This window comes from Mesorhizobium marinum, assembly GCF_040813675.1.
GTDB classification, from domain to species: domain Bacteria; phylum Pseudomonadota; class Alphaproteobacteria; order Rhizobiales; family Rhizobiaceae; genus Mesorhizobium_K; species Mesorhizobium_K marinum.
Genome location: NZ_JBFOCI010000002.1, coordinates 686,926 through 706,657, shown reverse-complemented (window position 1 = coordinate 706,657; position 19,732 = coordinate 686,926). Strand labels below are relative to the sequence as shown.

Sequence of the window (19,732 nt, the reverse complement as noted above, 5' to 3'; positions counted from 1 at the left end):
GACGGGCGCAGGCTTTGGGGCGCCGACGGGACAATGATGAATCCGAATTATCGCAATCTCGCGCTCTGGGCGATTATCGCCGTCCTGCTGATCGCACTGTTCAATCTCTTCCAGACGCCGCAGCAGCGGGGCGCTTCGCGCGAGGTCGCCTATTCGGAATTCCTGACGGATCTCGACGCCGGCCGCGTCAAGTCGGTGACCATCGCCGGCGACCGCATCACCGGCACCTACACGGACAATGCGAGCGGGTTCCAGACCTATTCGCCAGGCGATTCCACGCTGGTGACGCGCCTCGAGGAGAAGAACGTCACGATCAACGCGCGCCCGGAGACGGACGGGTCGGGCGGCATCGTCTCGATCCTGCTCGGCTGGCTGCCGATGATCCTGATCCTCGGCGTCTGGATATTCTTCATGCGCCAGATGCAGTCGGGCTCCGGCCGGGCCATGGGCTTCGGCAAGTCCAAGGCGAAGCTGCTCACCGAAGCGCACGGTCGCGTCACCTTCCAGGACGTCGCCGGCGTCGACGAGGCCAAGGAGGATCTCGAGGAGATCGTCGAGTTCCTGCGCGACCCGCAGAAGTTCCAGCGGCTGGGCGGCAAGATTCCGCGCGGCGTGCTTCTGGTCGGCCCTCCCGGTACCGGCAAGACGCTTCTGGCGCGCTCGGTCGCGGGTGAAGCGAACGTGCCGTTCTTCACCATTTCAGGCTCCGACTTCGTCGAGATGTTCGTCGGCGTCGGCGCGAGCCGTGTCCGCGACATGTTCGAGCAGGCCAAGAAGAACGCGCCCTGCATCATCTTCATCGACGAGATCGACGCGGTCGGCCGTCATCGCGGCGCCGGCCTTGGCGGCGGCAACGACGAGCGCGAGCAGACGCTGAACCAGCTACTGGTCGAGATGGACGGGTTCGAGGCAAACGAGGGCGTCATCCTGATCGCCGCGACCAACCGTCCGGACGTGCTGGATCCCGCGCTGCTGCGGCCCGGCCGGTTCGACCGTCAGGTCGTCGTGCCGAACCCCGACATCACCGGCCGCGAGAAGATCCTCAAGGTGCATGTGCGCAACGTTCCGCTGGCGCCCAATGTCGACCTCAAGGTCCTTGCGCGCGGTACGCCCGGCTTCTCGGGCGCCGACCTCATGAACCTCGTCAACGAAGCGGCCCTGATGGCGGCGCGGCGCAACAAGCGCCTGGTGACCATGCAGGAGTTCGAGGACGCCAAGGACAAGGTCATGATGGGCGCCGAGCGCCGCTCCACCGCCATGACCCAGGCCGAGAAGGAACTCACCGCGTTCCACGAGTCCGGCCATGCGATCCTCGCGCTCAATGTTCCGGCGGCCGATCCGCTGCACAAGGCGACGATCATCCCGCGCGGCCGCGCGCTCGGCATGGTCATGCAGCTGCCGGAAGGCGACCGCTATTCGATGAGCTACAAGTACATGATCTCGCGGCTCGCGATCATGATGGGCGGGCGTGTCGCCGAAGAGATGAAGTTCGGCAAGGAGAACATCACCTCCGGCGCGGCTTCCGACATCGACCAGGCGACCAAGCTCGCGCGGGCCATGGTCACCCGCTGGGGCTTTTCCGACAAGCTCGGTCACGTCGCCTATGGCGACAACCAGGAAGAAGTCTTCCTTGGTCATTCGGTGGCGCGCACGCAGAACGTCTCCGAGGAGACCGCGCAACTGATCGACGCCGAGGTCCGGCGCCTGATCGACGAGGCCTATACCACCGCCACCGACGTGCTGACCAAGCATCGGAAGGACTGGATCGCACTCGCCGAGGGCCTGCTCGAATACGAGACGCTGTCGGGCGATGAGATCAAGCAGCTGCTGGCCGGCGAGAAGCCGTCGCGCGACATGGGCGACGACACGCCGACCAGCCGCGGCTCGGCCGTGCCGAAGGCCGGCCATGGCGGCCGCAAGAAGAAGAGCGGCGACGAGGAGCCCGAGGGCGGCATGGAGCCGCAGCCGCAGGGCTGAAACGCCACGACCTGACGTCCAAAAGAAAACCCCGGCCAGAAGCCGGGGTTTTTGTTACGTCCATTGAATGCTGAAAAGATCAGCCTTCCTTGGGGGTCAGCACCTGGCGGCCGCGATACATGCCGGTCTTCAGGTCGATGTGATGCGGACGGCGCATCTCGCCGGAATTCTTGTCCTCGATGTAGGTCGGGGCCTTCAGCGCATCGGCGGACCGGCGCATGCCGCGCTTGGACGGCGAGGTTTTTCTTTTTGGCACAGCCATGGAAGTGCTCCAGTAATCGTCGAAGCCCTTGGCAACCCTCGCGAAAAGGGCCACGCATCAGGCCGATAGCTTCAGAAAGTGGCGTGTCCATACACGTGTAGCGGCGTTTTGGCCAGTACCGCGGCGATTCTTTTTGCTGCGCCCGCCTATCGCAGGCAATCGACATAGGCGCCGGCCGTCGCCGCGCGCCGCTCGATGAGGGCGGCGAGCCGACGCAGGCCGGCCGACGGGCGCGCCGGGTCGCGCTCGATCGGATTGGGAAGGGTCACCGTCAGCAGCGCCGCCTGGCGCCGCGTCAGGTTCTTGGCCGAGCGGCCGAAGTGATGTTGCGCGGCCGCCTCGATCCCGTAGATGCCCGGGCCCCATTCCGCGATATTGACGTAGATCTCCATGATGCGTCGCTTGGACAGGACGAGATCGGCATAGACCGCGAGCGGCAGCTCGAAGAGTTTCCGCAGGGTTCCGAACGGCCGCTGCCAGAGATAGAGGTTCTTGACCGTCTGCATGGTGATGGTCGATGCGCCGCGCGGCTGTTCGCCGGCCATGGCGTCGTCGATGACCACCTTGAGTTCGGCGAGGTCGACGCCGCGATGCGCGCAGAATTGCCCGTCTTCCGACATGACCACGGAATGGAGGAGCACCGGGGCCACGTCCTCGAGCGGCACCCATCGCCGATCGTAGCCACGCAGGGTGACGAGGTCCTTCACCATCAGGGTCGAGACCGGGTGCACGAAAGAAGGCGCATAGAGGATCGTCAGGACCGCAGGCAGCACGAGCAGGATCGCCGCGATCCCCAATGCCCGCCGCCGCCAGGTGCGTGCCCGGCCGCGGGACCGACCGGTCCGCCTCGATGCCATTCCTGGCCCTTCTGCTTGAGAATCCGTCTCGGCCACGTATTCGTCCCGTCTGCCATGCAGCCATAATGTCGCGTGCCGGGATACGCAACCTGACGCGGGGTCCGGGCCAGTCGCTGCTTGACCCTGCCCGGCATTGTCGTAAACGGTCGGACCATGACCGCGGCCGACACATTCGAAACCATTCTGGAGATGCGTGCGAGAGCCGTGGAGGATCTGCTTGGCAGCCTGCTCGACGAGCGCATCCTGCCTGGCGAGATCGCGCGGCCGGCCAGGCTGCTCCAGGCGATGCGGCACGGCGTCCTCAACGGTGGAAAGCGGCTGCGACCCTTCCTCGTCGTAGAAAGCGCGGGGCTTTTTGGCGCCGACCAGGACGCGGCGCTGCGGGTGGCCGCGGCGCTTGAATGCGTGCACTGCTATTCGCTCATCCATGACGACCTGCCGGCGATGGACGATGACGACCTGCGCCGCGGCCAGCCGACCGTGCACAAGGCCTATGACGAGGCGACGGCGATCCTGGCGGGCGACAGCCTGCTGACGCTGGCCTTCGACATTCTCGCCGACGAGGCGACGGCGATCGCCGCCGACAGGCGCGCGGCGCTGGTGCTGGCGCTTGCGCGCGCCGCCGGCGCCGGCGGCATGGCCGGGGGCCAGGCGCTGGATCTCGACGCCGAGCGGACGCAACCCGACGAGGCCGGCATCATCACGCTGCAGGCAATGAAGACTGGTGCGCTCATCCGCTTCGCGTGCGAGGCCGGCGCCATCGTCGCCGGGGCGCCCGCAGCCGACCGCGAACGGCTCGCGGAATTCGGCTCTGCCATCGGCCTGGCCTTCCAACTGGCCGACGACCTGCTCGACCTGACATCGGACACGACAACCCTTGGCAAGACCGCCGGCAAAGACGTCGCCGCCGGCAAGGCGACATTGGTGCAGCTGCACGGCCCGGACTGGACCCGCCGGCAGCTGGACGGCCTCGTCCTGCAGGCGCGCGAACTGCTGAAGCCCTATGGCGCAGCCGCGTCGACGCTTAAACTTGCGGCGAACTTCGTCGCGACCCGACGCAAGTGACAACGCCGATTTCTCATTTGTGAAATCTTAATTCAAATACAGCCTAATCCCGAGCGTTCTTCCTGCGCAATTCGGGGTAATGCGCTTGTCCGGGCAGCCGTCATTCATCCGTTCGATCCGGATCCGCTATCTGTCGGGTCTCGTCATCCTGGCCGCGACCTGCGGCGCGATCATCTTTGCCATGAACAGCGTCAACGCGCTCAGGCACCGCATCGACGCGACCGCAACCGAGTTCGCCGATCTCACCCAGGACCTGCGTCGCGCCGAGATATTCGCGGGCCAGGCGTCCAGCAACTGGAGGGCCGGCACGCGCGCCGAGCTGTCGGCCGCCGCCCTCGGCCATGTCGAACGCCTCACCGGCGCGATCAAGAACCTCGACGGTCAGTTGAACGCGCTGCGCCCAAGCCTGTCGCTCGAAGCGTCCCGCAAGCTTGAATCGGCGTCAATCAACGGAGACCTGTTCTGGTCGGCCCGTGACATCGTCCGCAACCTCGGCGTTCTCGCAAGCGCGGAAACGCCGCACGATTCGACCTACCGCGAAATCAGCAACCAGAGTGATTTCTTCGCGCAGCCGATGCTGGCGCGCGCGCGCGACGTTCTGGAAGCAGAGCGCCGGGCGGCCGACGCGAGAACCGACTCGCTGCTGGCCTGGGCGACCGTCGCCCTGCTGGCCGTGCTCGCCGCCGTGGCGCTGTGGGTGTTCCGCCCGATGGAGAAGGCGATCCGGCAGGCATTCTCGGACGTGGCTCAGGCGCTGTTCAAGGCCGAAGCGGCGGACCGCGCCAAGTCCGAGTTCCTCGCCAACATGAGCCATGAGATCCGCACGCCGATGAACGGGGTGCTCGGCATGGCCGAACTTCTCGCCCGAACCGAGCTCACGCCGCGCCAGAAGACCTTCACCGACGTCATCACAAAGTCGGGCAACGCGCTCCTCACCATCATCAACGACATTCTCGACTTCTCGAAGATCAATGCGGGCCAGCTGACGCTCGACAACGCTCCGTTCAGCCTGGCCGAGGCTGTCGAGGACGTCGCGGCGCTGGTCTCGGCGCGGGTCGCCGAAAAGAACCTCGAGCTCATCGTTCGCATCGATCCGCGGCTGCCGGCCTTCGTGACCGGTGATGTCGGACGGTTCCGCCAGATCGTCACCAACATGCTCGGCAATGCCGTGAAGTTCACCGAAAAGGGGCATGTGCTGATCGACGTGTCCGGCGACATGGTCGACGGCGTCGTGCAGCTCAAGGTGCGTGTCGAGGACACCGGCATAGGCATCCCGGCCGACAAGCTGCCCAGCGTCTTCGACAAGTTCGCGCAGGTCGACAGCTCGTCGACGCGCCGCCACGAGGGCACCGGCCTCGGCCTCGCCATCGCCGCGCGGCTCGTCGACCTGATGGGCGGCAAGATCGGCCTGGAAAGCGAGGTCGGTCGGGGCTCGATCTTCTGGTTCACAGCCGCGATGGCGGCCCACGATGCCGCGGTTCCCGACGCCATCGTGCCGGTCGACGTGACCGGATCGCGGGTCCTCGTGATCGACGACAACCCGGTCAACCGCGAGATCCTGCTCGAGCAGTTGCGCAGCTGGGGATTCGACTGTGCGGCCGCCGAATCGGGCGCAATCGGCCTCGCCTTCCTCGACCGCGCAGCGCAGCTTGGCGCTCCCGTCGATTGCGTGATCCTCGACTACCAGATGCCCGGGATGAACGGCGCCGACGTGGCCAAGGCGATGTGCTCCGACGCCAGGACAGCGTCGATCCCGATCGTGCTGCTGACATCCGTCGACCAGGTCGACTTTGCCCGTCTTGTTCTCGACTACGGCATTGCGGCTCACCTGACCAAGCCGGCCCGATCCGCGGCGCTGCTCGGCACCGTCGTCGCCGCGCTCCAGAAAGCCGGCAACCAGTCCGCGCGCGCGGAATTCACCCGCGAGGCCAATGATACGGCTGTAGCTGTCGAGGCGCCACGCGTCGTCGCGTTGGCCGGAGCCGAGGACGCCGCGAAGGCGGCTACCCCGCTCGACGTCCTGGTCGCCGAAGACAATGAGGTGAATCAGCTTGTGTTTTCGCAGATCCTGTCGGGTCTCGGCTTGAGCTATCGTATCGCCGGCAACGGCCGCACTGCCGTCGAGATGTTCCGCGCGCTGAAGCCGCGCCTTGTCCTCATGGACGTCTCGATGCCCGAAATGAACGGGTTCGAGGCGACCGAGGCTATCCGCGCGGCGGAGGCCGCCACCGGTGTGCGGACTCCGATCATCGGGGTCACCGCCCATGCACTCAAGGGCGACAGCGCTAGGTGCCTCGAAGCGGGCATGGACGACTATCTTCCGAAACCCGTCTCGCCCGACCGCCTGGGCGCGAAGATCGGCACGTGGCTTGCCGAGACTGAAATGGCGAAGACGGCCTAGACTACCGGTTCTTCAGCACCACGCACGCACCGCCGGCACGCCGCAGCCTGTCGCAGATCGCGTCGGCCTCCTTGCGGGAGGCGGCGCCGATGCGCACGGCATAGATGCCGCGCGGCACGAAGGCCGACCGAACACGACTGACCGCCGGCTCGTGGCCGGCAAGAAGCGCAGGGAAGCGCGCCTTGACGCGCTGCCATTGGCGGATGGCGATGGCGCGGCGAATGTTGCCGGCGACCTGAACCCCCCACGGCTTGATATGCACGGTGGACATGGCAACGACGGCGCTCATGGTCACCGGAAGAGTGCGGCAGGCCTTGCCGAAGGCCAGGGTCGGATGCAGCGGCTGCACGGTCCCGGCATAGTTGGCATCGGTGAACAGATCGGCCGGCTCGCCCATGATGTCGAGCACGTAGTTCTCGGTTTCGAGCGGCAGGAAGCCGCCGGAGGTCAGCCAGCGTGTGACTCTGGCTTCGCCGGCGTTGTAGGCGGCGGCGGCAAGGCCGAGGTTGCCGAAGGCGGTCTTGAGCTCGCCGAGATACCTCGCCGACGCCGGCAGCGCCTTGGCGATGTCGAAACTGTCGTCGAGGCCGCGCATCGCAGCGGTTCCCGGCATGAACTGGGCGATGCCCTCGGCGCCTGCCGGGCTCACCGCATTCGGATCAAACCGGCTCTCCTTGAAGATCAGCCTGGCGAAGAAGTCGCGCGGGATGGCGTTCCTGTCGGCCTCGCGCTCGATGATCGCGCAGATGCGTCCGATGGTGACGGGCAGCGACCGGCCGGGCGGATCGGCGATCGCCGGGGGGTGAGGCGCGAGGGCGGCGAACGCCATGCCAATCACGTGGACCGCCAGCCGCCGGACCGGCCTCATTCTATTCCGCGGCCGCCCTGCCGCCTCCGCCGAAGCGGCGCTCGATGTAGTCGGCGACCATCTTCTGGAACTCGTCGGCAATGGCGGGGCCGCGCAGGGTCGCCGCCTTCCTGCCGTCGATGAACACCGGGGCGGTCGGAGTTTCGCCGGTGCCTGGAAGCGAGATGCCGATATCGGCGTGCTTCGATTCGCCGGGTCCGTTGACGATGCAGCCCATGACGGCGACTTTCAGTTCCTCGACGCCGGGATATTTCTCGCGCCAGACCGGCATGTTCCTGCGGATGTCCTCCTGGATGTTCTGGGCCAGTTCCTGGAACACCGTCGAGGTGGTGCGGCCGCAGCCGGGACAGGCGGCGACGATCGGCACGAACTGGCGAAAGCCCATGGTCTGCAGGAGTTCCTGGGCGACCTGGACCTCGCGCGTCCTGTCGCCGCCTGGCTCGGGCGTCAAGGAGATGCGGATTGTGTCGCCGATGCCCTGCTGCAGCAGGATGCCAATGGCCGCCGATGAGGCGACGATGCCTTTCGATCCCATGCCGGCCTCAGTCAGGCCGAGATGCAGGGAATGGTCGGAGCGGCGCGCCAGTTCGGTGTAGACGGCCACGAGATCCTGCACGCCGCTGACCTTGGCGGACAGGATGATGCGGTCGCGCGGCAGGCCGATCTGCTCGGCCATCTCGGCCGAGAGCAGCGCCGACTGAACGATTGCCTCGTGCATGACCTGGACCGCGGTCAGCGGCGAGCCCCGTTCCTGGTTCTCGTCCATCAGCCGGGTCAGAAGCGCCTGGTCGAGCGATCCCCAGTTGACGCCGATGCGGACCGGCTTGCCATAGCGGATCGCCATCTCGACGATCTCGCCGAACTGCCGGTCCTTCTTTTCCTTGAAGCCGACATTGCCGGGGTTGATCCGGTACTTGGCCAAGGCTTCGGCGCAGCCGGGGTGATCGGCCAGCAGCTGATGGCCAATATAGTGGAAGTCGCCGACCAGCGGCACGTCGATGCCGAGCCGGTCAAGCCGCTCGCGGATCCGCGGCACCGCTGCCGCCGACTCGTCGCGGTCGACCGTGATGCGAACGATCTCCGACCCGGCCCTGGCCAGCGCTGCAACCTGGGCGACCGTCTGGTCGATGTCCGCCGTGTCGGTGTTGGTCATCGACTGGACGACCACCGGCGCACCGCCGCCGACCAAGACACCGCCGACATCGACGCCCACGCTATGGCGTCGGGAGAAGGGAGAGGAATAGTACCCGGTCATGCCGGCCCCTTGAAAGGTTCGGCCATGAGGTGGAGGAGCGGACCTGCGATGTCAATGCCCGCAATGCGGAAGATGCGCGCTGCGGGTCCGCCGAGGCGGCCTGCTTGCGCGCATCCACAACGCGAATGTCGATGCGGCGAGTGACCCGCGGCTGCGGGTCATTCGCCGTCCAAGCCTTCCGCTACTGAGCCGGTACGGGCTCGGCCGGGGCCGATTCAGCCGGAGCCGACGATTCAGGCGCGGGTGTTGCAGGCTCTGCAGGCGCCGTTGCTTCCGGAGCGGGCGTAGCCGAATCGGCCGGTGCCGTAGCCTCGGGCGCTGCCGGCGCGGATGCGTCGGGTGCCGGTGCGGCCGGCTCGGTCGTCGTGACCGCCGGTTCGCTGGGCGCGGGCGGCGCGTCGTTCGAGCCTGGCGCGAAGACGAAATAGGCGATCACGGCGAGGACCAGGACAACGGCGGCGATCAGCACGCTGCTGCCGCCGCTGCGGGTCTCGACGCGGTTCACGATTCGGGGATCGGACGTGTTCGCAGGGTTGCGGGCGCCGGGGATGAACGGATCGGCGTCGGGAGCGGGATTCGGTGCGTCCGGATGCCGGGGGTCCGGTACGCGAGCGGGATTGGCCATGGCGGTTCCTCCGTCTGTTGGATGCCACTCAAACGCGCCAGAGCTCGATAGGTTTCACGCAGACGTGAATTCTAGCGGCTGACCGGCTCAGCCGAAACGGCCGATGCCGAGCCCGCCAACGTCGATGTCGGGTGGCCTGCCGGACATGATGTCAGCCAGGACCTTGCCGGAGCCGCAGGCCATGGTCCAGCCGAGGGTGCCGTGGCCGGTGTTGACGAACAGATTGCCGAGACGCGTCGGCCCGATGATCGGGGGGCCGTCCGGGGTCATCGGCCGCAGGCCGCACCAGAAGCTTGCCTTCGTCGCATCGCCGGCATCCGGGAAGAGGTCGCCGACGGAATGTTCGAGCGTGCCCCGGCGGGACTCGTGAAGGGTCAGGTCGAAGCCCGAAATCTCGGCGGTTCCGCCGACACGAATGCGATCTCCCAGTCGCGTGATGGCGACCTTGTAGGTTTCGTCCATGATCGTGGAGACGGGAGCGGCCTCGGGATCGGCGACCGGCAGCGTCAGCGAATAGCCCTTGATCGGGTAGACCGGAACCGGCACGCCCGCCTTGCGCATCCAGTAGGCGGAGTAGCTGCCAAGCGCCATCACATACGCGTCGGCCTTGATCTTCTCCGAACCGACCCTGACCCCGGACAGGCTGTTTGTCGTCGTATCGCGCAACAGCCTGCCAATCTCCAAGCCGTATCGGAACGTGACGCCGCGCTGCTTGCAGATCTCCGCCAGCCGCTCGGTGAACAGCCTGCAGTCGCCGGTCTCGTCGTCGGGAAGCCGCAGCCCGCCCGCGATCTTGCCGAGGACGCGCGACAAGGCGGGCTCTGCGCCGACGCAACCCGGGGCATCGAGCAGCTCGAACGGAACGCCGAACTGCCTGAGCACCTCGATGTCCTTGCCGGCCCCGTCGAGCTGCGCCTGCGTCCGAAAAAGCTGGAGCGTGCCTTGGCTGCGTTCGTCGTAGCTGATGCCGGTCGACGCCCGCAGCTCGCGCAGCCGGTCGCGGCTGTACTCTGCGAGAGGCACCATGCGCGCCTTGTTGAGGGCGTATCGGGCCGACGTGCAGTTGCGCAGCATGCGGAAGAGCCAGATCCACATCGCCTTGTCCATCCGCGGCCGCACAACCAGCGGGCCATGCCGCATGGTCAGCCACTTGATCGCCTTGAGCGGTATGCCGGGGCCGGCCCAGGGCGATGCATAGCCGGGGGAAATCTCTCCGGCGTTGCCGAAGCTCGTTTCCATCGCCGGCCCGACCTGGCGGTCGATGACGGTGACCTCGTGGCCCGCCTCGTTGAGATAGTAGGCGGCTGCGACGCCGACGACACCCGCGCCCAGCACCAGAACTTTCATGGCACCCTCCTCAGCCGTCCAGATAGCGACGATGAAAGCGTCGGCCGAGGCTCGTCAATATCTCATAGCCGATTGTGCCGGACAGGATGGCGATATCGTCGACGGTCTGGTTCCCGCCGAGCAGTTCGACGAGTTCGCCCGGCAGGAGATCGCGGCCGAGCGAAGAGATGTCGAGGATGATGCTGTCCATGGATACGCGGCCGGCGAACGGCAGCCGCTGTCCGTCGAAGAATGCAGCCGCAGCGGCCCTGCGTGGCCAGCCGTCGGCGTAGCCGAGCGCGATGGTCGCCGCTCGATGGGGAGCCATAGGGCGATAGGCGTGTCCGTAGCCGACGCCGACGCCGACAGGCAAGTCGCGCGTCTGGATCACCTTGGCTTCGAGCCTAACCACCTGCCGCATCGGATTGGCGCGATCCGGCGTCGGGTTGACGCCGTAAAGCGCGGCGCCTGGCCTCGCGAGATCGTAGTGATATCCCCCGCCGAGGAAGATTCCTGAAGAGTTCGCAAGCGAGGCAGGCGCGGGGGGCAGCTTCCGGCGAAAATCCTCGAAGGCGGCGCGCTGCGCTTCGTTGGCCGGGCTTTCCGGCTCGTCGGCGCAGGCGAGATGGCTCATGACCAGTTTCAGGTCGAGGCCGTCGAGCGCATCGGCAGCGAGCCCGTCGACCTCGGAAGGCGGCATGCCGAGCCTGGACATGCCGGTGTCTCCCTGGATCGCGACAGGCAGGCGTCGTCCGAGCCGTCGCGCCGTCTCCCGCCAGGCCGCGAGCTGCGCCGCGCTGTTGGCGACCGCGATCAGCCCGGCTTCGGCGCAATCGACCTCGGCGCCCGGGTGAATGCCGTTGAGGATCAGGATCTCCGGTCCGGCGCCGAGCGCCATGCGCAGCGCCAGCCCTTCCGCTGCGTGGGCGACGAAGAAGGTGCCGCATCCGTCCTTGCGAAGGGCCGCGGCCACCTCCCCGGCGCCGAGCCCGTAGGCATCGGCCTTGACGACCGCGGCGCAGGCCGCGCCGCCCAGCCGGTCGCGCAAGCGCCGGTAGTTTTCGCGCAACGCGGCAAGGTCGATGGTGAGGATAGCGCCGGCCTGCTCGAGGCTCGGGCCGTGCTTGATTGCTGCGGTATGAGGATGCATCGTCTTGCCCGGTAAATGTCGACCCTCACTACGTCCGGATGCCATGCCTTGCAACCGGACGGCCGGGGCCGCCGGGTCGACCAGGCGTCACCCCGCCAGGTGGCGGAACATCGACACGACCTCGTCGTAGACGGCTCGCTTGAACGGAACGACGAGATCGGGCAGTTCGTTCATCCGTCGCCAGTCCCAGCCGTCGAACTCGGCCGTGTGGCCGCCGGGCGGCGGGTTCACGCGGACCTCGCTGGTATCGCCGACGAACCGGAAGGCGAACCATTTCTGCATCTGGCCCCGGTACTTTCCCTTCCACACCGTGCCCACCAGATGCGAGGGCAGGTCGTAGTTGATCCAGCGCGGCGCTTCGGCCACCAGCTCGATGCTCTCCATGCCTGTCTCTTCGTAGAGTTCCCGCCTGGCCGCGGCCAGCGGTTCCTCGCCCTTGTCGATGCCGCCCTGGGGCATCTGCCAAAGCCGCGCCGAGCCGGCCATCTCGCCGTCCGGCTCAGAGATACGGTGGCCGATCCAGACGAGTCCGTCTCGATTCAGCACCATGATCCCGACGCATCGCCGGTAGGGAAGCGATTCTGGATCGACGGGCGCCTTCCTTGCCATTTCAACCTTTCTCCGGATCGATGGTGACGGCCGAGACGGGCACGATCTCGATGCCGCGCTTCCTCGCTTCCGCCACCCATGAGGTGACGGCGTCGACCGTGATGTCGAAGGCCGAACCCGTGCCGAGGGCGAAGCCCTTGGCCCGCGCGGTCGCTTCGAGCTGGTCGAGCTTCTTCAGGATGGAGCCTCTATCGCGATCGGCGTCGATGATCGTATCGCCTGACGCAAAGGGCACGCGGTCGGCCAGCGCCAGGTCGGGCGCGACGCTCCTCGCGGTCGTGCCGTCGTCGAGGTAGAGCAGGCCGCGCTTGCCGAGCTCGGCCATGAAAGGCCGCATCGCATCGACGTCCGCCACGAAGCGTGCGCCCATGTAGTTCATCACGCCGGTGTAGTTGGTGGTACGGGACAGGGTCCAGTGCAGCCTATCGACATTCTCCTCGGCCGAGGCGTCGAGCGTGAGCGTGTTCCTGCCGGGATCGACGTTCGGATAGTCGAACGGCTCAAGCGGGGCCTGGATCAGGATCTCGTGGCCCTTGCGGCGCGCCGCCTGCATCCACCGTCCGATGGAATTGCCCTGTGACGCGAAGGCGAGCGTCACCTCGGCCGGCAGTTTCTCGATTGCGGCCTGCGTGCCTGTCTGCGACACGGCCAGCCCGCCGATGACGATCGCCACGCGCGCGCCGCGCGCGCCCGACCAGGGACGCGCATAGACGTCTACGGGGCGTCTTCCGTCGGCAGCGCGCATCGGCAGCGGGCCTGTGCTGCTTTCCTCGACAAGTGCCGGATCGGGAAGATGCGCCACCCTGAGGTCCTGCCCCACCGCCGAAGGGTCGCGAATGACGATCACGCCGCTGCCCTTGCCGGCGTCGTTCGGGTCGACCCGGATGATCGACGGCCCGTCCTTCGCCGCGCCAGCCGCCGGTGCGGCCTCGGCCACGCCGGGTGTCTCCTGCGGGGTCGAGACCACCGTCACGGCCGGATTGCGGAAGGGCCGCTCGCGCAGGGCGACGGCGCCGGAGACGGCGAGGATCGCGATTGCGCACGCGCCGACGGCGAGCGAGCGCGCCGGAGGCAAAAGGCGCCGCCGCGGGCCCTCCGGACGATTGTCGCGGCCGAGCGGGCGTTCGATGTCGTGGGTTACCTGCGTCATGCGGCGGTCCGTCGCTGGGAGATCCCTTCGAATCAAACTGCCGGGACCTCTCGATCCCGGCAGCGACGCATTCACGCGATACCCGAGGCCCGAAGGCCTACTGATTCATCACGGCCCGGTCCGGATTCGGCGGGAAGGCCGGGTCGGACTTGACGCCACGCAGGAGATCGAGCGCCAGGGCGAGCTGGACGTCGTCCTTCGGGTCCGGCGGCACATAGGCGGCCGAGCCCGAACCTTCGTCGTCCTCCTCGACGCCCTTGATGTGGCCTCTCAGATCCGATTCTCCGCGGGTCACGTCGCGACCTTCCAGATCTTCCGGAAGCGGTTGCTCGACCTTGATGTCGGGCGCGATGCCCTTGCCCTGGATCGATTTGCCGGCGGGCGTGTAGTAGAGCGCGGTCGTCAGCCTGAGCGCACCGTTCTCTGACAGCGGAATGATGGTCTGGACCGATCCCTTGCCGAACGAGGTCGTGCCGACCACGGTCGCGCGGCGATGGTCCTGCAGCGCGCCGGCGACGATCTCCGAAGCGCTCGCCGAGCCGCCGTTGACCAGCACGATCAGCGGCTTGCCGTCGATATCGTCCCCGGGGCGGGCGTCGAAGCGGGAAATGTCCTTGGGGTCGCGCCCGCGCGTCGAGACGATCTCGCCGCGGTCCAGGAAGGTGTCGGAGACGCTGACGGCCTGGTCGAGAAGCCCGCCTGGATTGAGGCGCAGGTCGAGCACGTAGCCCTTCAGCTTGTCGGCGGGGATCTGATCCTTGATCTTGCCGATGGCTTCCTCGAGGTCGTCGTAGGTCTTCTCGGTGAAGGAGGTGATCTTGATGTAGCCGACGTCTTCCTCGACGCGGTACTTCACGGCCTTCACCTTGATGATGTCGCGCACGACGGTGATCTCGACCGGTTTGTCGGCGCCTTCGCGCAGGATGGTGAGCTTGATCGGCGTGTTGACCAGGCCGCGCATCTTCTCGACCGCGTCGTTTAGGCTGAGGCCACGCACTTCCTCACCGTCGATCTCGGAGATGTAGTCGCCGGCGCGCACTCCGGCCTTGGCGGCAGGCGTGTCGTCGATCGGCGTGATCACCTTGACAAGTTCGTTCTCCATGGTGACTTCGATGCCGAGGCCGCCGAACTCGCCCTTGGTCTGGACACGCATGTCCTTCGCGGCTTCGGCGTTCATGTAGGACGAATGGGGATCGAGCGAGGTCAGCATGCCGTTGATGGCGTTCTCGACCAGCGCCTTCTCGTCGGGTGGCGTCACATACTGCGCCCGGACGCGCTCGAAGATGTCGCCGAAGATGGCGAGCTGCTTGTAGGTTTCCGAACCCGCTGCGTTGGCCGTTGAACTTGGCGCCCCGTAGACAAGGCTCATGGCCGAGGCCCCCATCAGGGCGCCCGCGAACAGAAGCGACAATTTACGTACCATTTCCTGTCCTTCCAGACTGCCGGTCCATCCACCAAGGAGCCGGATCGACGGGTTTCCCATCCTTGCGGAACTCAACGTAAAGTTCCGGCACGGCATTTCCAAGGGTCTCGGCCGAGGCGCCCGCGACCCTGGCCTCGCCCATCGCCCCTATCGGTTCGCCCGCCAGAACGGATTGACCCGACACGACGCTGATTCTGCTCATCCCGGCCAGCACGACATGATAGCCATCGCCGGCATTCAGGATCAAGAGTTGTCCATAAGAACGGAACGGCCCCGCATACAGTACGCTTCCGTCAGACGGCGCCGTGACGATTGCTCCCGATTGTGTCGCAAGCGTGTCGCCCTGCATCACGCCGCCGTTACCGTCCTTGTCGCCGAATCGGCGGGCGAACTTGCCGGCCGCCGGCCAGGCGATTTTGCCGCGCAGGGCGGAAAATGCCGCCGCGGGCGCCAGCTGGTTCACCTCAGGAATGGGCAGCGCCGCAAGCTCGTCGCTGCGCTTGCGACGCTCGGCTTCCGCCGCGCGCGCCTTTGCCGATTCCTCCGCCTGTGTTTCCAGGGCCGCGATCAGGTCTTTCAGGCTCCTGGCCTTGCCCGCGAGGTCTTCCGAGCGCTTCTGCTCGGCGTCCAGCGCTGTTTCGTGTTCCGTACGCAGCCGCTGCTTTTCCGCGACGAGCAGTTCGAGCCGCTTCTTTTCCGCAAGCTGCTCGGAGAAGGCGGCGGTCAACCGTCCGCGTTCGTCTTCGATCGACGCTGCGATGCGCGACAGCTCGGTCAGGTCGGCGACCAGCGCCTCGGTCTCGTGGCGCAGGCCTGGAACGACCGCACCCAGCATGATGGCGCTTCGCACGGACGCCAGGGCGTCCTCCGGCGTGACCAGGATGGCGGGCGGCGGGTTGAGGCCCATGCGCTGCAGCGCGCCCAGCACCTCGGCCAGCACCTCCCGCCGCCCGGCAAGCGACTGGCGGATACCGTCTTCCTGCGCCCTCAGCGCCTCGACGCGGTCGGTGATGTCCTCGATGTCCTGGCTGAGCTTGCGTTCGGTCTTGGCCGACTGGATGAGCGCGGCGGTGATCGACGCGCTGTCCTTCCGCACCTTTGCGATCTCGGCGGCGAGTGAGGCGCGCCGCTCCTCCGAAAGGGTGATCTCGCGCTCGACGCGATCGTATTCGGCGCGCGACCGGTTCATTTCGCGCCATTCGAGATCGGTGCCCTGGGCCAGCGCGCCGCCGAAGCCGGCTGCCAGCACCGCAGCACTCAGCGCGGCCATCGCGACAAGGCGCCGGGGGCAGGCCCAAATCCCGCCAGATGTCGTCATACGATTCGAAGTCCCGCTGGCGATCATCCGCAAGCCTACCGGGAGGTCGTTAAGGAAGAATCAACCATCTGCTCGCCGTGGCGCCTCAAGCGCGGTGGTAGGGATGACCCGACAGGATCGTCGCTGCGCGGTAGAGCTGTTCGCCGAGCATGATGCGCACCATCTGGTGCGGCCAGGTCTGCGCGCCGAACGACATGACGAAATCGGCGGCTTCGCGCAGAGACGGGTCATGGCCGTCGGGTCCGCCGATGGCGACAACCAGCGAACGCCGCCCACCGTCGCGCATGTCGGCGATGCGCCCGGCAAAATCTTCCGAGGCGATGCTCTTGCCGCGTTCGTCGAGCAGGATCAGCGCCGCGCCGGTCGCCAGATGCTGCTTCAGCCGGTCAGCTTCCTCGCGCTTGCGGTCGGCCGCGCCCTGCGCGCGGCTTTCGGGCGTCTCGACAACACCCGCAAGCTCAAGGCCGATTGCCGGTCCGCTTTTCGAGAAGCGGTCGAAATACCGGTCGGCAAGTTCCTTCTCGGGGCCAGCCTTCATGCGGCCCACGGCAAATACCGAGATCTTCATTCGTCCTCCGGCCCGTCCGGGCGTCCAATCCCGGTCGGGCGCCGGTCGAGACTCTCCTAGTGGATCGTCTCTTCTTCCAGATCTGGAGCCTGCCACATCTTCTCGATGTTGTAGAACTCACGGATTTCCGGGCGGAAGACGTGCACGATCACATCGCCGGCGTCGATCAGGACCCAGTCGGCCCCGGAGAGCCCTTCGACGCGCGCCTGGCCGAAGCCCCCGTCCTTCAACGCCTTGAGGAGCTGATCGGCGACGGCTGCGACATGGCGGTGCGAACGACCCGACGCGACGACCATGTGGTCGCCGAGACTGGACTTGCCCTGAATGTCGATCGAGACGATGTTTTCGGCCTTGGAGTCTTCCAGACTGGCAAGGACAGTTTCTAAGGCCCTGGACGAAGCATCACTTCCGCTTAGCCCGGCCGGCGAAGGCAGGATGTCCGCCTTCTTCCGAAGCGCTGTTCTCAGTGTCTTTCCTTTCACAATGGAACAACCGCCGGCGCAAATCAGCCGGCACACCAAAGATAGGCAGAGTTAGGTTGCAGTTTCAAGACGCCCGCCAGCTTCGGAACGCATCATGGCGGCAAGGATTAAGTCTACCGTACCAAGGAGGAAAATGCCGATGAATCTCGACCCCCAAGACGCCTGGGTAGCCGTTCAGGATGGCGCGACCCAACTGAGCGGGCTCGTCGTTTCCTACGCCTTCTCGGTGCTGGGCGCGATCCTCCTGCTGATCGCCGGCTGGCTGATCGCGGGATTCGTGCAGCGGTCGCTCTACGCCGCGCTGAGCGGCGTGCGCGGCTTCGACGCCACGCTCGCCCGTTTCCTGTCGACGTCCGCCCGCTACGCCGTGCTCGTGCTGGTCATGGTCATGGTGCTCGGCCAGTTCGGCGTCCAGACCGCTTCGATCATCGCCGCGATCGGCGCCGTCGGGTTGGCGATCGGCCTGGCGCTGCAGGGGACGCTGCAGAACATCGCGGCCGGGTTGATGCTGCTTTTCCTCAGGCCTTTCCGCATCGGCGAGTACATCGAGGTCAACGGGATAGACGGCACGGTCGAGGAGATCGGCCTGTTCGCCACCCGGTTGCGGGCGATTGACGGCACCTATGTCCTGGCGCCCAACTCCAATCTCTGGAACGAGCCGATACGCAACCTGAACCGCAACGGCGTGCGCCGCAACGACCTGACGATCGGCATCGGTTATGACGACGACATCGAGCTTGCCGTGGAAACACTGCTCGGGCTCGCCCGCGCCGATGGCCGGGTTAGCACCGACCCCGCGCCGGCCGCCTTCGTCAGCGAACTCGGCGACAGCGCCGTTTCCATCACCTTGCGCTACTGGACCAGCGACAAGGACTTCCTGGCCACGAAGCTCGACCTGACCAAAGCCGGCAAGCTCGCCTTCGACGGGAAAGGCATCTCGATCCCCTTCCCGCAACAGGAGGTCACCTACCGGAACGGCGCGCCGCAGCCATAGGCGGTCAGGGCTGCCGCTGCTCGTCCTCGGGCTGGAACGCCAGGTCAACGGGGAGCGGCGCCTGCGCGGTCATCGGCGCGAAGGCGCCGGTATCCGCGCTCGGCACCGGCCTTGCCGCAACCACCCGCCAGACGACGAAGGCGGCGAAGGACGCGGCGATCGCGATCGCCACATAGATGAAGGACTGCGTACCGAAGGTGGCCGTCAGCAGGGTCCCGAGCGCCGGCACGATGAAGCCGGAGATGGACCAGGCAAACAGCATGGTGGACGCGAGTTCGACGAGATCGGCCTTCGAGGCGCGGTCGTTGGCATGGGCTGACGACAGCGAATAGATCGATTCCGAGGCGCCGCTCCAGACGATGTAGATGACGAGGATGACGGTCAGGGTCGCGGTGTCGAAGCGCGCGGCCGCGACGCCGGCAATCACGACCAGCAGTGATGCGGCGATCAGCACATAGCGGCGATCGGTGCGGTCGGAGATCCATCCGAACGGAATCTGGAACAGCAGCGTCCCGAGCGGCAGCGCGAACAGCAGCGTGGCAACCTGCTGCTGGGAGAAACCCTTTGCCGTGGCGTGGATCGGCGTGAATCCCGCGATCATCATCGAAAGCCCGCCCACGGCGAACATGCCGACGATGCCGACCGGAGAGATGCTCCAGGCCCGCCTGAGCGCGACCGAAGCGGCCTCGGGCGCCGGCGGCTGGGCAAGTCGCGTCATGCCGACCGGCAGCATCGACAGGGCGGTGAACACGATACCGACGAGCGGGGCCTGCATCGAATCGATCTCGACCGCGGCCAGCAGCAGCGAACCGATGCCGAGCCCGACGACATAGCTGACATAGAAGACCGCCATGATGCGGCCGCGTATGGAATTGTCGACCTGGTCGTTCAGCCAGCTCTGGGCGACGATGAACATGGCGCAGATGGCGAAGCCGTAGAGCGCGCGGGCGGCGATCCAGAGGACCGGGTGCACGCCGGCAGCGACGCCGGCGTTGGAGAGCACGATGAGCGCCGAAAGCACCATGTAGGCCCGGGCGTGGCCGATGCGGCGCACCAGCGCGCCGGTCAGCAGGCAGCCGGCGATGCCGCCGGCCGACAGTCCGGTGAGGATGCCGCCGGCCCAGGTCGGCGCGAACCCCTCGGCGCCGAGCTTGACCGGGATGTAGGCGAACATCAGCCCGTTGCCGATGGCGACCAGCGCAAGCGACAGGATGACCGAGCCGACCGCGACGATCGGCGGCGGCTGTCGAGCCGCTCCGGGATCGTGCGAGACGGGCTGGGGTTGAGCGTCCATGCCGCGAGATTGCCAGCACGCAGCGCGTCCGGTAGCGGCAAAAGCGACGTAGTTGAGAGCCAGACGACCGCCCGCGCCGGTGGGCGGTCGTCTGTGTGCCTATCGAAA

At 66.7% G+C, this 19,732-nt stretch carries 18 protein-coding genes; 4 read left to right on the top strand and 14 right to left on the bottom strand.

Features of this window, described 5'->3' with window-relative positions; translation table 11 throughout:
- Positions 1–36 precede the first annotated feature (36 nt).
- A complete protein-coding gene (gene ftsH / locus ABUE31_RS08975) occupies positions 37–1,977 on the top strand; it encodes an ATP-dependent zinc metalloprotease FtsH (protein WP_367723188.1) in 1,941 nt (646 codons plus the stop codon).
- Positions 1,978–2,056: 79 nt separating this feature from the next.
- Here ftsH and rpmF read toward each other — a convergent pair whose 3' ends face one another.
- Entirely contained in the window at positions 2,057–2,239 is a 183-nt protein-coding gene (rpmF, locus tag ABUE31_RS08970) for a 50S ribosomal protein L32 (RefSeq protein ID WP_367723187.1), read from the bottom strand.
- 146 nt (positions 2,240–2,385) lie between these two features.
- Positions 2,386–3,096: a transglycosylase domain-containing protein gene (locus ABUE31_RS08965; protein WP_367723186.1), complete on the bottom strand. Its 711-nt coding sequence runs from the start codon at positions 3,094–3,096 to the stop codon at positions 2,386–2,388.
- Positions 3,097–3,249: 153 nt separating this feature from the next.
- Here ABUE31_RS08965 and ABUE31_RS08960 point away from each other — a divergent pair, with 153 nt between their 5' ends.
- Positions 3,250–4,161, top strand: coding sequence for a polyprenyl synthetase family protein (locus ABUE31_RS08960; RefSeq protein WP_367723185.1), 912 nt, complete (start codon positions 3,250–3,252; stop codon positions 4,159–4,161).
- 79 nt (positions 4,162–4,240) lie between these two features.
- On the top strand, positions 4,241–6,562 hold the full coding sequence (locus ABUE31_RS08955) for a response regulator (RefSeq protein WP_437344092.1): 2,322 nt from the start codon (positions 4,241–4,243) through the stop codon (positions 6,560–6,562).
- Position 6,563: 1 nt separating this feature from the next.
- Here ABUE31_RS08955 and ABUE31_RS08950 read toward each other — a convergent pair whose 3' ends face one another.
- From ABUE31_RS08950 to rsfS, 11 genes are all read right to left on the bottom strand, one after another.
- On the bottom strand, positions 6,564–7,391 hold the full coding sequence (locus ABUE31_RS08950; protein ID WP_367723183.1) for an SPOR domain-containing protein: 828 nt from the start codon (positions 7,389–7,391) through the stop codon (positions 6,564–6,566).
- Between the two features lie 40 nt (positions 7,392–7,431).
- A complete protein-coding gene (gene ispG / locus ABUE31_RS08945) occupies positions 7,432–8,685 on the bottom strand; it encodes a flavodoxin-dependent (E)-4-hydroxy-3-methylbut-2-enyl-diphosphate synthase (protein WP_367723182.1) in 1,254 nt (417 codons plus the stop codon).
- 181 nt (positions 8,686–8,866) lie between these two features.
- Entirely contained in the window at positions 8,867–9,310 is a 444-nt protein-coding gene (locus ABUE31_RS08940; RefSeq protein WP_367723181.1) for a hypothetical protein, read from the bottom strand.
- An 87-nt stretch (positions 9,311–9,397) separates the two neighbouring features.
- Positions 9,398–10,657, bottom strand: coding sequence for a D-amino acid dehydrogenase (locus tag ABUE31_RS08935; RefSeq protein WP_367723180.1), 1,260 nt, complete (start codon positions 10,655–10,657; stop codon positions 9,398–9,400).
- Positions 10,658–10,667: 10 nt separating this feature from the next.
- Positions 10,668–11,786, bottom strand: coding sequence for an alanine racemase (alr, locus tag ABUE31_RS08930; protein ID WP_367723179.1), 1,119 nt, complete (start codon positions 11,784–11,786; stop codon positions 10,668–10,670).
- Between the two features lie 87 nt (positions 11,787–11,873).
- Positions 11,874–12,395: an RNA pyrophosphohydrolase gene (locus ABUE31_RS08925; RefSeq protein WP_367723178.1), complete on the bottom strand. Its 522-nt coding sequence runs from the start codon at positions 12,393–12,395 to the stop codon at positions 11,874–11,876.
- Position 12,396: 1 nt separating this feature from the next.
- Entirely contained in the window at positions 12,397–13,545 is a 1,149-nt protein-coding gene (locus tag ABUE31_RS08920) for a divergent polysaccharide deacetylase family protein (RefSeq protein WP_367723177.1), read from the bottom strand.
- Between the two features lie 97 nt (positions 13,546–13,642).
- Positions 13,643–14,968, bottom strand: a complete 1,326-nt coding sequence (locus ABUE31_RS08915; RefSeq protein WP_367723176.1) for a S41 family peptidase — start codon at positions 14,966–14,968, stop codon at positions 13,643–13,645.
- A complete protein-coding gene (locus tag ABUE31_RS08910; protein ID WP_367723175.1) occupies positions 14,958–16,238 on the bottom strand; it encodes a murein hydrolase activator EnvC family protein in 1,281 nt (426 codons plus the stop codon). The genes ABUE31_RS08915 and ABUE31_RS08910 overlap by 11 nt, the downstream gene beginning before the upstream one ends.
- Positions 16,239–16,371: 133 nt before the next feature.
- Entirely contained in the window at positions 16,372–16,854 is a 483-nt protein-coding gene (gene rlmH / locus ABUE31_RS08905) for a 23S rRNA (pseudouridine(1915)-N(3))-methyltransferase RlmH (RefSeq protein WP_367723174.1), read from the bottom strand.
- A 56-nt stretch (positions 16,855–16,910) separates the two neighbouring features.
- Positions 16,911–17,288 (bottom strand): ribosome silencing factor, encoded by a 378-nt coding sequence (gene rsfS / locus ABUE31_RS08900; RefSeq protein WP_367723602.1) that lies wholly within the window; start codon positions 17,286–17,288, stop codon positions 16,911–16,913.
- Positions 17,289–17,475: 187 nt separating this feature from the next.
- On the opposite strand from rsfS, the gene ABUE31_RS08895 reads away from it, so the two are divergent.
- Complete coding sequence (locus tag ABUE31_RS08895; RefSeq protein WP_367723173.1) at positions 17,476–18,330, top strand: mechanosensitive ion channel family protein; 855 nt, start codon at positions 17,476–17,478, stop codon at positions 18,328–18,330.
- A gap of 4 nt (positions 18,331–18,334) precedes the next feature.
- On the opposite strand, the gene ABUE31_RS08890 is transcribed toward ABUE31_RS08895, so the two are convergent.
- Positions 18,335–19,624 (bottom strand): MFS transporter, encoded by a 1,290-nt coding sequence (locus ABUE31_RS08890; RefSeq protein WP_367723172.1) that lies wholly within the window; start codon positions 19,622–19,624, stop codon positions 18,335–18,337.
- Positions 19,625–19,732: the final 108 nt, after the last annotated feature.